11 protein-coding genes are annotated in these 12,007 nt (G+C 72.8%); 10 read left to right on the forward strand and 1 reads right to left on the reverse strand.

Features of this window, described 5'->3' with window-relative positions; all coding sequences use genetic code 11:
- Positions 1–99 precede the first annotated feature (99 nt).
- The 10 genes from ACZ6ZP_RS09245 to ACZ6ZP_RS09290 all read left to right on the forward strand — a co-directional run bounded on the left by ACZ6ZP_RS09245 (position 100) and on the right by ACZ6ZP_RS09290 (position 10,629).
- Positions 100–1,578, forward strand: a complete 1,479-nt coding sequence (locus ACZ6ZP_RS09245; RefSeq protein WP_351159115.1) for an MFS transporter — start codon at positions 100–102, stop codon at positions 1,576–1,578.
- Positions 1,579–1,622: 44 nt separating this feature from the next.
- A complete protein-coding gene (locus tag ACZ6ZP_RS09250; RefSeq protein ID WP_351159117.1) occupies positions 1,623–2,147 on the forward strand; it encodes a pyridoxamine 5'-phosphate oxidase family protein in 525 nt (174 codons plus the stop codon).
- A gap of 64 nt (positions 2,148–2,211) precedes the next feature.
- Positions 2,212–3,045, forward strand: coding sequence for a M55 family metallopeptidase (locus ACZ6ZP_RS09255; RefSeq protein WP_351159119.1), 834 nt, complete (start codon positions 2,212–2,214; stop codon positions 3,043–3,045).
- On the forward strand, positions 3,038–4,390 hold the full coding sequence (locus tag ACZ6ZP_RS09260) for a M20/M25/M40 family metallo-hydrolase (protein ID WP_361461878.1): 1,353 nt from the start codon (positions 3,038–3,040) through the stop codon (positions 4,388–4,390). Before ACZ6ZP_RS09255 ends, ACZ6ZP_RS09260 begins: the two co-directional genes overlap by 8 nt.
- 36 nt (positions 4,391–4,426) lie before the next feature.
- Positions 4,427–6,412, forward strand: a complete 1,986-nt coding sequence (locus ACZ6ZP_RS09265) for a S9 family peptidase (RefSeq protein WP_383817935.1) — start codon at positions 4,427–4,429, stop codon at positions 6,410–6,412.
- Positions 6,409–7,335 carry a S66 peptidase family protein gene (locus ACZ6ZP_RS09270; protein ID WP_469406183.1) on the forward strand — a complete coding sequence of 309 codons (927 nt, stop codon included), beginning with the start codon at positions 6,409–6,411 and terminating at the stop codon, positions 7,333–7,335. Before ACZ6ZP_RS09265 ends, ACZ6ZP_RS09270 begins: the two co-directional genes overlap by 4 nt.
- Before the next feature lie 128 nt (positions 7,336–7,463).
- Complete coding sequence (locus tag ACZ6ZP_RS09275; RefSeq protein WP_351159129.1) at positions 7,464–7,712, forward strand: LapA family protein; 249 nt, start codon at positions 7,464–7,466, stop codon at positions 7,710–7,712.
- Positions 7,709–8,023 (forward strand): hypothetical protein, encoded by a 315-nt coding sequence (locus ACZ6ZP_RS09280; RefSeq protein WP_469406186.1) that lies wholly within the window; start codon positions 7,709–7,711, stop codon positions 8,021–8,023. Before ACZ6ZP_RS09275 ends, ACZ6ZP_RS09280 begins: the two co-directional genes overlap by 4 nt.
- Before the next feature lie 17 nt (positions 8,024–8,040).
- Positions 8,041–8,580 (forward strand): GNAT family N-acetyltransferase, encoded by a 540-nt coding sequence (locus ACZ6ZP_RS09285; protein ID WP_469406187.1) that lies wholly within the window; start codon positions 8,041–8,043, stop codon positions 8,578–8,580.
- A gap of 69 nt (positions 8,581–8,649) precedes the next feature.
- Complete coding sequence (locus ACZ6ZP_RS09290) at positions 8,650–10,629, forward strand: DUF5107 domain-containing protein (protein ID WP_469406189.1); 1,980 nt, start codon at positions 8,650–8,652, stop codon at positions 10,627–10,629.
- A 54-nt stretch (positions 10,630–10,683) separates the two neighbouring features.
- Here the strand turns inward: ACZ6ZP_RS09290 and ACZ6ZP_RS09295 are convergent, their stop codons facing one another.
- Positions 10,684–11,979 (reverse strand): amidohydrolase family protein, encoded by a 1,296-nt coding sequence (locus ACZ6ZP_RS09295; protein WP_469406190.1) that lies wholly within the window; start codon positions 11,977–11,979, stop codon positions 10,684–10,686.
- Positions 11,980–12,007: the final 28 nt, after the last annotated feature.

Consider the following 12,007-nt stretch of genomic DNA (forward strand, 5'->3'; position numbering starts at 1 on the left):
ACGTTGCGATCTTCGCCGTTGTTCCGTCCGTGCGCCCCGATCGATGGTGGGTGGGCCGGGAAATCCCCCGCACCATCCATGAATTGGCGGAGAGCCGACATGAGTACGCAGAGAGAACCATCAGCGAAGGCGCCGAGCGCCTCCCCGGTCACCTTCGAGCGGCGCGAGTGGGGTGTCCTGCTCGTCCTGTGCGGCGCGATCTTCCTCGAAGGCATCGACGTGGCCATGCTCAACGTGGCCATGCCCTCCATCCGCGCCGACCTGGGCCTGTCCACCGGCTCCCTCCAGTGGGTCATGAGCGCCTACGTCCTGGGATACGGCGGCTTCATGCTGCTCGGCGGCCGTGCGGCCGACCTCTTCGGGCGCCGCCAGATGTTCGTCTTCTGGCTCTCCGTCTTCCTGGTCTTCTCCGGCCTCGGCGGCTTCGCCACCGAGGGCTGGACACTGATCGTCGCCCGCTTCGTCACCGGCGTCGCCGCCGCCTTCATGACGCCCGCCGGACTCTCCATCATCACCACCGGCTTCGCGGAGGGCCCGCGCCGCAACAAGGCGCTGCTCTTCTACTCCGGCACCGCCGCGGGCGGCTTCTCCATCGGCCTGGTCGTGGGCGGTCTGCTCACCGCGGTCGGCTGGCGCTGGGTCTTCTTCGTGCCCGTGGTGCTCTCCGCCCTGATCCTGGCCGCCGCGCTCGCCTTCGTCCCGAAGTCCGCGCGCCCCGACCGCACCGGGCAGGGCGTCGACCTGGCGGGCGCCCTCACCGTCACCGCCGCGATCGTGCTGCTCGTCCTGGGCGTGGAGCGCGCCTCCCACGCGAGCGCCGCCGCCACGATCGGCACCCTCGGCGCGGGCCTGGCCCTGCTCGCCCTCTTCGTCGCCGTGGAGCGCCGCTCGGCATCCCCGCTCGTCCGCCTGGGGATCTTCCGCAGCGGCGCCCTGGTCCGCGCCAACCTCTCGGGGCTCTTCTTCGCGGGCGGCTTCTTCGGATTCCAGTTCCTGGTCGTCCTCTACCTCCAGGAGCTGCGCGACTGGTCCACGCTCCAGACCAGCCTCGCGATGATCGTCGTCGGTGCCGACGCGGTGCTCTCGCCGACCCTCACCCCCAAGCTGGTCGATCGGTTCGGCAACGCCCGGGTGATCTTCGGCGGTCTGCTGCTCGCCGCGCTCTCCTACGCCCTGTTCCTGCCGGTCGGCGCCGACTGGACGTACCTGGCGATGTTCCCCAGCCTGATCGTCCTCAGCCTCGGCTTCGCCCTCACCTACGGACCGCTCACCATCGTGGCCACCGAGGGCGTCAAGGAGGAGGAGCAGGGCCTGGCAGGCGGACTGCTCTACACCGCCTTCCAGTTCGGCGCCGCCCTCGGCCTCTCCGCGGTCACCGCGGTCAACGTCCGGGCCACCACGTCCGGTTCACCCTCCGCGCTCCTCGACGGCTACCGCGCGGCCCTGTGGGTCCCGCTCGCCGCGGCCCTGCTCGCCGCGCTGATCAGCGCCTTCGGGCTCCGCTCACGGCCGGGCACGGTGACGGCGTCCGGCGCACCGGTGGACGACCGCACCCCCGAGATCCCCGCCGCGCACTGAACCGGCACCCGGCCCGGCACCCCACTCACCAAGGAGCACCCGCCATGCCCACCACCAAAGTCAGCGACTTCTCCGAGCTGCGGGACACGTTCTTCTCGTACGTACGCGACATCAAGTACGCCACGATGATCACCGTCGACCGCGCGAACCGCCCCCGGGCCCGCGTCCTGCTCCCCGTCTGGGAGATCGTCGACGGCCGCCCGCTCGGCTGGCTCGCCGCGTACAAGACCCCCGTCAAGACGGCCCACCTCGCCGACAACCCGCACACCACCTACTCCTACTGGAACCCCCGGCAGAACACCGTCCACGTCGACGCCCTCTCCGCCTGGGCCGACGACGAGGCGTCCAGACGCCACGCCTGGGACCTCTACACCAGGGGCGGCCCGCCCGGCGTGGGCTACGACCCCGTCCACTACTGGCGCGGCGGCCCGGAGGATCCCGAGTACCACGTGATCCGCATCGAGCCCTGGCGGATTCAGCTGGTCCGCGGATCGGATCTGCGCAGCACCCTCTGGCAGCCGGCCGCGATCACGGCCGCGATCACAGCCGGGGGGCCGCCGGGAAAGTGAGGCACGCGACGCGGTCGCCGACGGACCTGGCCCAGAAGTTGACGACCGCGTAGCGTGAGGCGGCATGAAGATCCTGATCAGCGCCGACATGGAGGGCGCCACGGGCGTGACCTGGCCGGCCGACGTGCTGCCCGGTACGCCGCAGTGGGAGCGTTGCCGCTCGATGTTCACATCGGACGTCAACGCGGCCGTGCTCGGCTTCCTCGACGGGGGCGCCGACGAGGTGCTCATCAACGAGGCGCACTGGACCATGCGCAACCTGCTCCTGGAGAAGCTCGACGAGCGGGCCCAGATGCTCACCGGGCGCCACAAGTCCCTCTCCATGGTCGAGGGCGTCCAGCACGACGACGTGGACGGCATCGCGTTCATCGGCTACCACGCGGGCGCCGGCATGGAGGGTGTGCTCGCGCACACCTACCTCGCCAACTCGATCACCGGGGTCTGGGTCAACGGCGTCCGGGCCAGCGAGGGGCTGCTCAACTCCCATGTCGTGGCCGAGTACGGAGTGCCCGTCGTCCTCGTCACCGGCGACGACCTGGCCTGCGAGGACGCGCTCGGCTACGCGCCCGGCGCGCTGAAGGTCGCCGTGAAGGACCACGTGTCGCGGTACGCGGCGGTCTGCCGCACCCCGCGGCGCACCGCCTCCGACATCCGGGCCGCGGCGAAGGAGGCGGCGGCGCTCGCCGTGCGGCACGAACCGGTCCAGGGCGGGCCGTTCACCGTGGAGCTCGAATTCGACGCCGAGCACCTGTCCATGGCGTCCACCGTCGTGCCAGGGGTGCGCCGCACCGGCGAACGCAAGATCGCTTACACCAGCGAGACCATGTACGAGGGCATTCGAACCTTCAAGGCGGTCACGACGATCGCCTCGGCGGCTGTGGAGGAGCAATATGGCTGAGGATCAGCCGGGCCATCAGGCCACCGGACACGTCGACGGGCAAGCGCTCGACGAGGTCGTCCGGTTCACCTCGGAGCTCATCCGCATCGACACCACGAACCGGGGCGGCGGCGACTGCCGCGAGCGCCCCGCCGCCGAGTACGCGGCCGAGCGCCTGGCCGGCGCCGGGCTCCAGCCCACGCTCCTGGAGCGCACACCGGGGCGGACGAACGTCGTCGCGCGGATCGAGGGCACGGACCCCTCCGCCGACGCGCTGCTCGTCCACGGCCACCTGGACGTCGTGCCCGCCGAGGCCGCCGACTGGAGCGTGGACCCGTTCTCCGGAGAGGTCCGCGACGGCGTCGTCTGGGGCCGTGGCGCCATCGACATGAAGAACATGGACGCGATGATCCTCTCCGTGGTGCGCGGCTGGGCGCGCGCGGGGGTGCGGCCCCGGCGGGACATCGTGATCGCGTTCACCGCCGACGAGGAGGCGAGCGCCGAGGACGGCTCCGGGTTCCTCGCCGACCAGCACGCGTCCCTCTTCGAGGGGTGCACGGAGGGCATCAGCGAGTCCGGCGCCTTCACCTTCCACGACGGGCGCGGCAATCAGCTCTACGCCATCGCCGCGGGGGAGCGCGGCACCGGCTGGCTCAAGCTGACCGCGCGCGGCAAGGCGGGCCACGGCTCCAAGGTGAATCACGCCAACGCCGTGAGCAATCTCGCCGCCGCGATCTCGCGCATCGGGGAGCACCGGTGGCCGGTGCGGATCACTCCGACGGTCCGCGCCGCCCTGACCGAACTGGCCGCGCTGTACGGGGAACAGGCCGACCTGGATGTGCCCGGCTTCGACGTGGACACGCTCCTGGAGAAGCTCGGCCCGGCCGCCGACCTGGTCGCGCCGACGGTGCGCAACAGCGCCAACCCGACGATGCTTCAGGCGGGTTACAAGGTGAACGTCATCCCGGGGGAGGCCGTCGCCTACGTGGACGGCCGCTTTCTGCCCGGTGGAGAGGAAGAGTTCGCCGCCACCCTTGACCGGCTCACCGGAGGGGACGTCGACTGGGAGTTCCACCACCGCGAGGTGGCGCTCCAGGCGCCGGTCCACTCGTCCACGTACGCGAAGATGCGGGCGGCCGTCGAGGAGTTCGCGCCCGAGGGGCATGTCGTGCCGTACTGCATGTCCGGCGGCACGGACGCCAAGCAGTTCTCACGGCTCGGCATCACCGGCTACGGCTTCTCGCCGCTGAAGACACCGGAGGGCTTCGACTACCAAGCGCTCTTCCACGGAGTCGACGAGCGCGTCCCGGTCGACGCACTGCACTTCGGCGTCCGTGTCCTCGACCGCTATCTGAGAACGGCCTAGGGAACACAACCGATCATGGGGGAAGAGAAGGACATGATGGAGACCCAGGCTTACGGATCATGGCCGTCGCCCATCGACGCGGCGCTCGCCGCCGCCCACGACGGCTCACCGGCCCACGTGGGTTTCGTCGGGGACGAGGCGTGGTGGACCGAGCCGAGGCCCGCCGAGGGCGGCAGGCGGGCCCTGGTGCGGCGGCGTCCGGGGGGCGCTGAGGAGTCCGTGCTGCCCGAGCCGTGGAACGTGCGCAGCCGGGTCCTGGAGTACGGGGGGCATGCCTGGGCCGGGGCCGAGGGACCGGACGGGCCGCTGGTGGTGTTCGCCAACTTCTCGGACCAGCGCCTGTACGCGTACGAGCCCGACACCCCCGGAGCCGCGCCGCGCCCGCTGACCCCGCTCTCCGACATCGGCGGCGGCCTGCGCTACGTCGACCCGTGCGTGCACCTGGACCGGGGCGAGGTGTGGTGCGTCCTGGAGGAGTTCACCGGTCAGGCGCCCACCGACGTGCGGCGGGTCGCCGTTGCCGTGCCGCTGGACGGCTCGGCGGCCGGCGACCGTGCGGCGCTGCGTGAACTCTCCGACGACCGGCACCGGTTCATCACCGCGCCCCGGCTCTCGCCGGACGGCGCCCGCGTGGCGTGGATCGTCTGGGACCACCCCCGGATGCCGTGGGACGGCACGGAACTCCTGGTCGCCGAGGTCCGCGCGGACGGCACGTTCGGTGCGCCGCGGGTGCTCGCGGGCGGCCCGGAAGAATCCATTCCGCAGGTGGAGTGGGCGCCCGACGGGCGGCTCCTGTACGCGAGCGACCGGACCGGATGGTGGAACCTCTACCGCGCGGACCCGGCGGACGGCGGGACCGGAACAGCCATCTGTCCCCGCCAGGAGGAGTTCGCGGGCCCGCTGTGGCAGGTCGGCTCCGGCTGGTTCGCGCCCCTGGACAGCGGCCTGGTCGCCGTCGTGCACGGCAAGGGCGCCACCGCGCTCGGCGTGCTCGACCCGGAGACCGGCGAGGTCGTCGACGCGGCAGGGCCCTGGACGGAGTGGTCGGCGACCGTCGCGGTCAACGGCACCCGCGCCGTCGGCGTCGCGGCCAGCCCGCGCAGCGCGTACGAGGTCGTGGAGCTGGACACGAGCACCGGACGCGCCCGCGTGATCGGCGCCGCGCACGACGACCCGGTGGACACCGCGTACTACCCCGAGCCGCGCATCCGCACCTTCAGCGGCCCGGCTGGCCGCGAGATCCACGCGCACGTCTACCCTCCGCACCACCCGGCCCGCGTCGCCCCCGACGACGAACTCCCGCCGTACGTGGTGTGGGTGCACGGCGGCCCCACCGGCCGCTCCCCGCTCGTCCTCGACCTGGAGATCGCCTACTTCACCTCGCGCGGCATCGGCGTCGCCGAGGTCAACTACGGCGGCTCGACCGGCTACGGCCGCGCGTACCGCAACCGCCTGCGCGAGCAGTGGGGCATCGTCGACGTGGAGGACTGCGCGGCCGTCGCGCTCGCCCTGGCCGACGAGGGCACCGCCGACCGCGCCCGCCTCGCGATCCGCGGCGGCAGCGCGGGCGGCTGGACCACGGCCGCCTCGCTGACCACGACGGACGTGTACGCCTGCGGCACGATCATCTATCCGATCCTCGACCTCACGGAGTGGGCCGCCGGAGGGACCCACGACTTCGAGTCGCGGTACCTGGACTCGATGATCGGACCCTTCGACGAGGTGCCGACGCGGTACGTGGAGCGCTCGCCCGCGGAGCACGTCGACCGGGTCAGCGTGCCCTTCCTGCTGCTCCAGGGGCTCGACGACGTGATCTGTCCGCCCGAGCAGGCCGAGCGGTTCGTCTCCGAGCTGGAGGGGCGCGGCGTGCCGTACGCCTACATCGCCTTCGAGGGAGAGGGGCACGGATTCCGCCGCGCGGACACGCTGATCCGCGCCCTGGAGGCCGAACTCGCCCTGTACGCCCAGGTGTTCCGGCTCAACCTGTCCGGCGGCGCGCCCACCCTGGAGCTCGCCAAGTGAATCCCCTGATACGTCCCGCGCGGCTGGCCCCCGGCGCGCGGGTCGCCGTCGTGGCGCCCAGCGGTCCTGTGCCGCCGGAGCAGCTCGACGCGGGGCTCGACATCCTGCGCGGCTGGGACCTGGACCCGGTCGTCGCACCCCATGTCCTGGACCGGCACCGGGAGTTCGACTACCTCGCGGGAGCGGACGCGGACCGGGCGCGCGACCTGGAGCGTGCGTGGTGCGACCCTTCCGTGGCCGCCGTGTTCTGCGCGCGCGGCGGGTACGGAGCCGCGCGCATGGTGGATCTTCTGGACTGGTCGGCGATGCGCGCGGCCGGGCCCAAGGTGTTCGTCGGCTACAGCGACATCACCACGCTGCACGAGGCGTTCGCCGCCCGCCTTGGGCTCGCCACCCTGCACGGGCCGATGGCGGCCGTCGTCGGCTTCCTGAAGAACGCGCGGGCCCAGGAGCACCTGCGCGCGACGCTCTTCGAGCCGGAGGCGGTGCGGGTGATCGCCTCGGAGGGGGCATCCGCGCTGGTTCCGGGCAGGGCCCGGGGCGTCACCTTCGGCGGGTGCGTGAGTCTCCTGGCGGCGGAGCTCGGGACACCGGGAGCGAGGGCGTCCGCGCGGGGCGGGCTGCTGTGCGTCGAGGACATCGGCGAGGAGGCCTACCGCCTGGACCGCATCCTCACGCAGCTGTCGCGGTCGGGATGGCTGGACGGCGTCGCCGGGATCGCCCTCGGGTCGTGGGTGGACTGCGACCCGCCCGCCATGGTGCGAGCCCTCCTCCTCGACCGGCTCGGCGACCTCGGGGTGCCCATCGTCGAGGAGTTCGGGTTCGGACACTGCGAGGGGGCCTTGACGATTCCCTTCGGGGCGGCGGCCGAACTGGACGCGGATGCCGGGACGCTGACGCTGGACGTGCCCGCGCTTGCGTGAGCCCGGGGACTCACCCGTACGGCCCACACCCCCACTCCGGAGGGGCATCCACCGCGCGCAAACCCGCCCAGCTGCCCATGCTGGTCACCGGGGGAGGCCGGTCGAAGCTCCGACGGAAGGTCCTACGTATGAGTCCCAACACCTCCTCGGGTGGCTCCAGGAGCGGCTCGGGCGGCGGCGGTGGCGTCATGACGCCCGGCAGGATCGCCGTCTTCGTGGTCGCCGTCCTCACCCTGGTCTTCATCTTCGAGAACACCCACCACACCAAGATCAGGCTGCTGATCCCCGAGGTGACCATGCCGCTGTGGGTGGCGCTGCTGTGCACCGCCCTGATCGGCGCGCTGTGCGGGGCCTACTTCATGCGGCGGCGCAAGTGAGGGCCCGGCTGCGGCGCGTGGGCGTCGTCGCGAGTGTCGCCGTCGCGTCCTGCGCCCTGACCGTCACGGCCGCGGCGGCGGCCGGGCCCCCGATGCCGGACTTCCGGGGAAAGGGTCTGATCCGGGTCTTCTCCGGCCTCGACCACCGCACCCGCGTGGACGTGAACGACGTGAGCGGCCACCGCCGGAACGTGCTGTGGCCGCCCAGCTGGAAGGTGTGCACGCAGTCCCCGGCCCCGGGCAGGCAGCTGAACGGTCAGCCGGTCACCATCGGCGTCGTGAAGAAGGCGGAGCGCTGCCCCGCCCGGTGAGCGGATAGCGTGGCGAGATGTCCGACAGCGCCGATCATCTCGCCGAGGGACCCCGCGCGGCCCTGCGTCCCTTCACCTACGCCGACGGTCCCGAGTTCACCGCACGCGCGCGGGAGAGCCGAGAGCTGCACCGCCCCTGGCTGTTCCCGCCCGCCACGGACGAGGCGTACGCCGCGTACGCGGGCTCGCTCATCGAGGACCGGGCCAAGGCCGGGTTCCTGGTCTGCGAGCGCGCGGCCGGGGGCGCCATCGCCGGGTTCATCAACATCAACAACATCGTCGCGGGCGCCTTCCGGTGCGGGGCGCTGGGGTACGGGGCCTTCGCGCACGCGGCGGGCCGGGGCCTGATGAGCGAGGGGCTCGGACTCCTCACGCGGTACGCCTTCGACGTACTGGAGCTGCACCGCCTGGAGATCAACGTCCAGCCCGGCAACACCGCGTCGATCGCGCTCGCCCGCCGCGCCGGGTTCCGGCACGAGGGCTACTCGCCCGACTTCCTCTTCGTCGACGGGGCCTGGCGCGACCACGAACGGTGGGCGCTGACCGCCCCGGAATAGGCGTGCCGCGCGCCTTTGCGCAATCCTGACGTGGATAGCCCCTGGTCGCGGCGGCGCCGACCGTGTTCCATGGTGATCGTGACGACCACCGTGCGACGTGACGTACTGACGCTGCCCGCCGCCCCGTTGGGCCCCGAGAACCCGCTGCCACCGCTGCGGCCGCTCCGTGAAGTGCACACGCTGGACGAGCGCGGCAGACAGGGCCTGCCGCGCGACATGGCGCGCCAGCTCGGGTTCGAGCCGCTGCGCGGCGTCCTGCCGACGCGGGTGCTCGACGGGTACGGACGCGAGCGGACCGACACGACGCTGGACACCCTGGTCATCGAGAACGACCGGCTCCGCGCCACCGTCCTGCCGGGGTTCGGCGGTCGCGTCCACTCCCTCTTCCACAAGCCCACCGGCCGTGAACTCCTCTACCGCAACCCGGTGTTGCAGCCCGCCGCCTTCGCCCTGAACGGCGCCTGGTTCTCCGGCGGCATCGAGTGGAACATCGGCGCCACCGGCCATACGACCCTGTCCTGCGCGCCGCTGCACGCCGCGCGGGTGACGGCGCCCGACGGCGGCGAGATGCTGCGGCTCTGGGAGTGGGAGCGGCTGCGGGACGTGCCGTTCCAGGTGGACCTGTGGCTGCCGGAAGGGTCCGACTTCCTCCATGTCGGCGTGCGGATCCGCAATCCGCACGAGAAGGCCGTGCCGGTCTACTGGTGGTCCAACATCGCGGTGCCGCAGGAGCGCAGGGTCATCGCGCCGGCCGACGAGGCCTGGCACTTCGGGTACGCGGGCGGCCTGCGCCGGGTGCCGGTGCCGGAGGCCGACGGCGTGGACCGCACCTACCCGCCCCGCAGCGAGTACGCCGCGGACTACTTCTACGACGTGCCGGACCGGGAGCGCCGCTGGATAGCCGCCCTCGACGACGACGGGCACGGCCTCGTCCAGACGTCGACCGACCTGCTGCGCGGCCGCAAGCTCTTCGTGTGGGGCTCGGGCACGGGCGGGCGGCGCTGGCAGGAGTGGCTGACCGAGCCGGGCACCGGCGGGTACGCGGAGATCCAGGCGGGCCTCGCGCGGACCCAGCTGGAGCACGTACGGCTGGACGCCGAGGCCGAGTTCAGCTGGCTGGAGTCGTACGGCCCGCTGTCGGCGGACCCCGCCCTGGTGCACGGCCCCGACTGGCGGGCCGCGCGCGAGGAGACCCGGGCGCGGCTCGCGGACGCGCTGCCCCGCGGTGCGGTGGAGGAGGCGTACGACGCGTGGCGGCCGTGCGCGGACACCGAGCCGGGCGAGGTGCTCGCCACCGGGTCCGGGTGGGGCGCGCTCGAAGTCCTGCGCGCGCACTACAAGGTGCCGGGCACGCCGTTCGCCGAGTCCACGCTGGGCCCCGAACAGGAGCCGTGGCTTGAGCTGTTGCACTCCGGCGCCGTCCCCGAGCCGCGCCGGGTGGCGCCGCCGGGGCCGACCCTGGTCGCCCCGCACTGGCGGGACATGCTGGAGACGGCGCCCGCGCGGCCGGTCGCCGAGTACCACCTGGGCGTGGCCCAGTGGCACGCGGGCGACCGCGCGCAGGCGGTGCGCAGCTGGGAGCGCGGCCTCCAACTCGCCCCATCGCGCTGGCCGTTGCTGCGGTGCCTGGCGGTCGCCGACCAGGATTCGGGCCACATCGAGCGCGCCGCCGACCGGTACGCGGAAGCCTTCGACGACCTGTGCCAGGAGCGCCGCGACGACGGCGTCCTGTGGACCGCCGCGAGTGCCGCCCTCGGCAGGGAGGCGATCGGCGTGCTGCTCGCTGCCGGCCGTCCCGCGGTGGCGCGCGGCGTGTGGGACCGCCTGCGGGAGTCCACGCGGGCGGAGGGCCGCTTCCGCCTCGTCGAGATCCAACTGCTCGTCGCCGAGGGCGAGAAGGCGGCGGCGCGGGCGATATTCGACGAGGGCTTCGAGGTCGCCGACCTGCGCGAGGGCGCCGAGGTGCTCGGCGAGCTGTGGCACGCGGTGACCGACGAAAAGCTGCCCGCCCGGTACGACTACCGGATGCGGGCGGCTTCGGAGGAGTGAGGGTCCCGGGGAGCCTGGAGGGGACGAGGGCAGTCGCCCCCTCCAGGGGGCCGGTTACGCCAACTCGCCGTTCCTGGCCACGACGCGGCCGCCGTGTACCACCATGTCCCGCTGCGGCATGTCCACCAGGACCTGCGGCAGGCACTCGCCGCGTACGAGGATGAAGTCGGCGGGTGCGCCGGGCTTCAGGTCCGCGTGGTCAAGGCCCAGCACGTCGGCGCCGCCGTGCGCGCCCACGTTGTAGCAGTCGGTCAGTTCGTCGTCGAGGCGGACGTCGGTGACCCAGCCCAGGATGTGCGCGCGGTGCAGCATGTCGGCGTTGCCGAACGGGCTCCACGCGTCGCGCACCCCGTCCGAGCCGAGCCCGACCCGCACCCCGTGCTCGCGCAGCTTCGCGATCGGCAGGACCAGCGACTCGTTCGGCGCGACCGTCGTCAGGGAGATGTCCTGCTCGCCCAAGTCGGCCGCCATTCTGCCCAGTTCGGTGTCGGGCAGGTTCGGCAGGCAGAAGACGTGGCTGACCGTGACCTTGCCGCGCAGGGACAGCGCGCGGGTGCGGTCGATGATGGCCCGCAGGACCTTCGTACCCTTCTCGTCGCGGTCGTGCAGGTGGATGTCCACGCCGACCCCGTGCCGGTCCGCGAGGCCGAAGACCAGGTCCAGCTGCTCGTCCATCGCGTGGTCGAAGCTGATCGGGTCGATGCCGCCGATCAGGTCGATGGCGCCGGAGCGGGCCGCCTCCTCCAGGAGCTCCGCCGTGCCGGGGGTCCGGATCACGCCGTGCTGCGGGAAGGCCACGATCTGCACGTCGAGGGCGTGCCGCAGCCGCTCGCGGGCCGTGTTCACGCCCTCGACGCCCGCCAGGTCGTAGGCGGGCGCCACGTCCACATGGGCGCGCATCGCGCGCGTGCCGCGGGTCACGGCGTGCGCCATCAGGCCGTACGCGCGCTCGCCGACCGGCCGGTCCTGGCCCTTGAACAGCTCCACGTCCTGGGCGCAGTAGTCGGCGATGCCGCTCGCCGGCTTCCGCGTCACCCAGGAGCCGCCCCACGTCGTCTTGTCCGGGTGGATGTGGGCGTCCACGAGCGAGGGCAGGGCGACCCGGCCACCGCCGTCGATCACCTTGGCGCCCTTGGGCGCCTTGCCGTCCGTGATGCGGCCGTCGACCACCGTGAGGTCCACGGGCTTCGTCGCCCCGAAGGGCCGGACGTCGCGGAACACCACGGCCTCGGGGCGGTGGCCGCCGCCACGGGACGACGCGGTGGCCGGGGAGCCGGCCGACACGGCGGCTCCGGTACCGGCGAACGCTGCGGCGGCGCCGAGCACGCCGCGACGGGAGAGAGGCGTCACAGAGATCTCCTTCGGGGATTCCGGGGAT

It is taken from the genome of Streptomyces sp. NPDC054047 (genome assembly GCF_055585065.1).

Coding starts and splice junctions, on each gene's coding strand:
- ACZ6ZP_RS09250 (WP_351159117.1), top strand. CDS start 1,623: ATGCCCACCACCAAAGTCAGCGACTTCTCCGAGCTGCGGGACACGTTC.
- ACZ6ZP_RS09260 (WP_361461878.1), top strand. CDS start 3,038: ATGGCTGAGGATCAGCCGGGCCATCAGGCCACCGGACACGTCGACGGG.
- ACZ6ZP_RS09285 (WP_469406187.1), top strand. CDS start 8,041: ATGTCCGACAGCGCCGATCATCTCGCCGAGGGACCCCGCGCGGCCCTG.
- ACZ6ZP_RS09265 (WP_383817935.1), top strand. CDS start 4,427: ATGGAGACCCAGGCTTACGGATCATGGCCGTCGCCCATCGACGCGGCG.
- ACZ6ZP_RS09275 (WP_351159129.1), top strand. CDS start 7,464: ATGAGTCCCAACACCTCCTCGGGTGGCTCCAGGAGCGGCTCGGGCGGC.
- ACZ6ZP_RS09255 (WP_351159119.1), top strand. CDS start 2,212: ATGAAGATCCTGATCAGCGCCGACATGGAGGGCGCCACGGGCGTGACC.
- ACZ6ZP_RS09245 (WP_351159115.1), top strand. CDS start 100: ATGAGTACGCAGAGAGAACCATCAGCGAAGGCGCCGAGCGCCTCCCCG.
- ACZ6ZP_RS09290 (WP_469406189.1), top strand. CDS start 8,650: ATGGTGATCGTGACGACCACCGTGCGACGTGACGTACTGACGCTGCCC.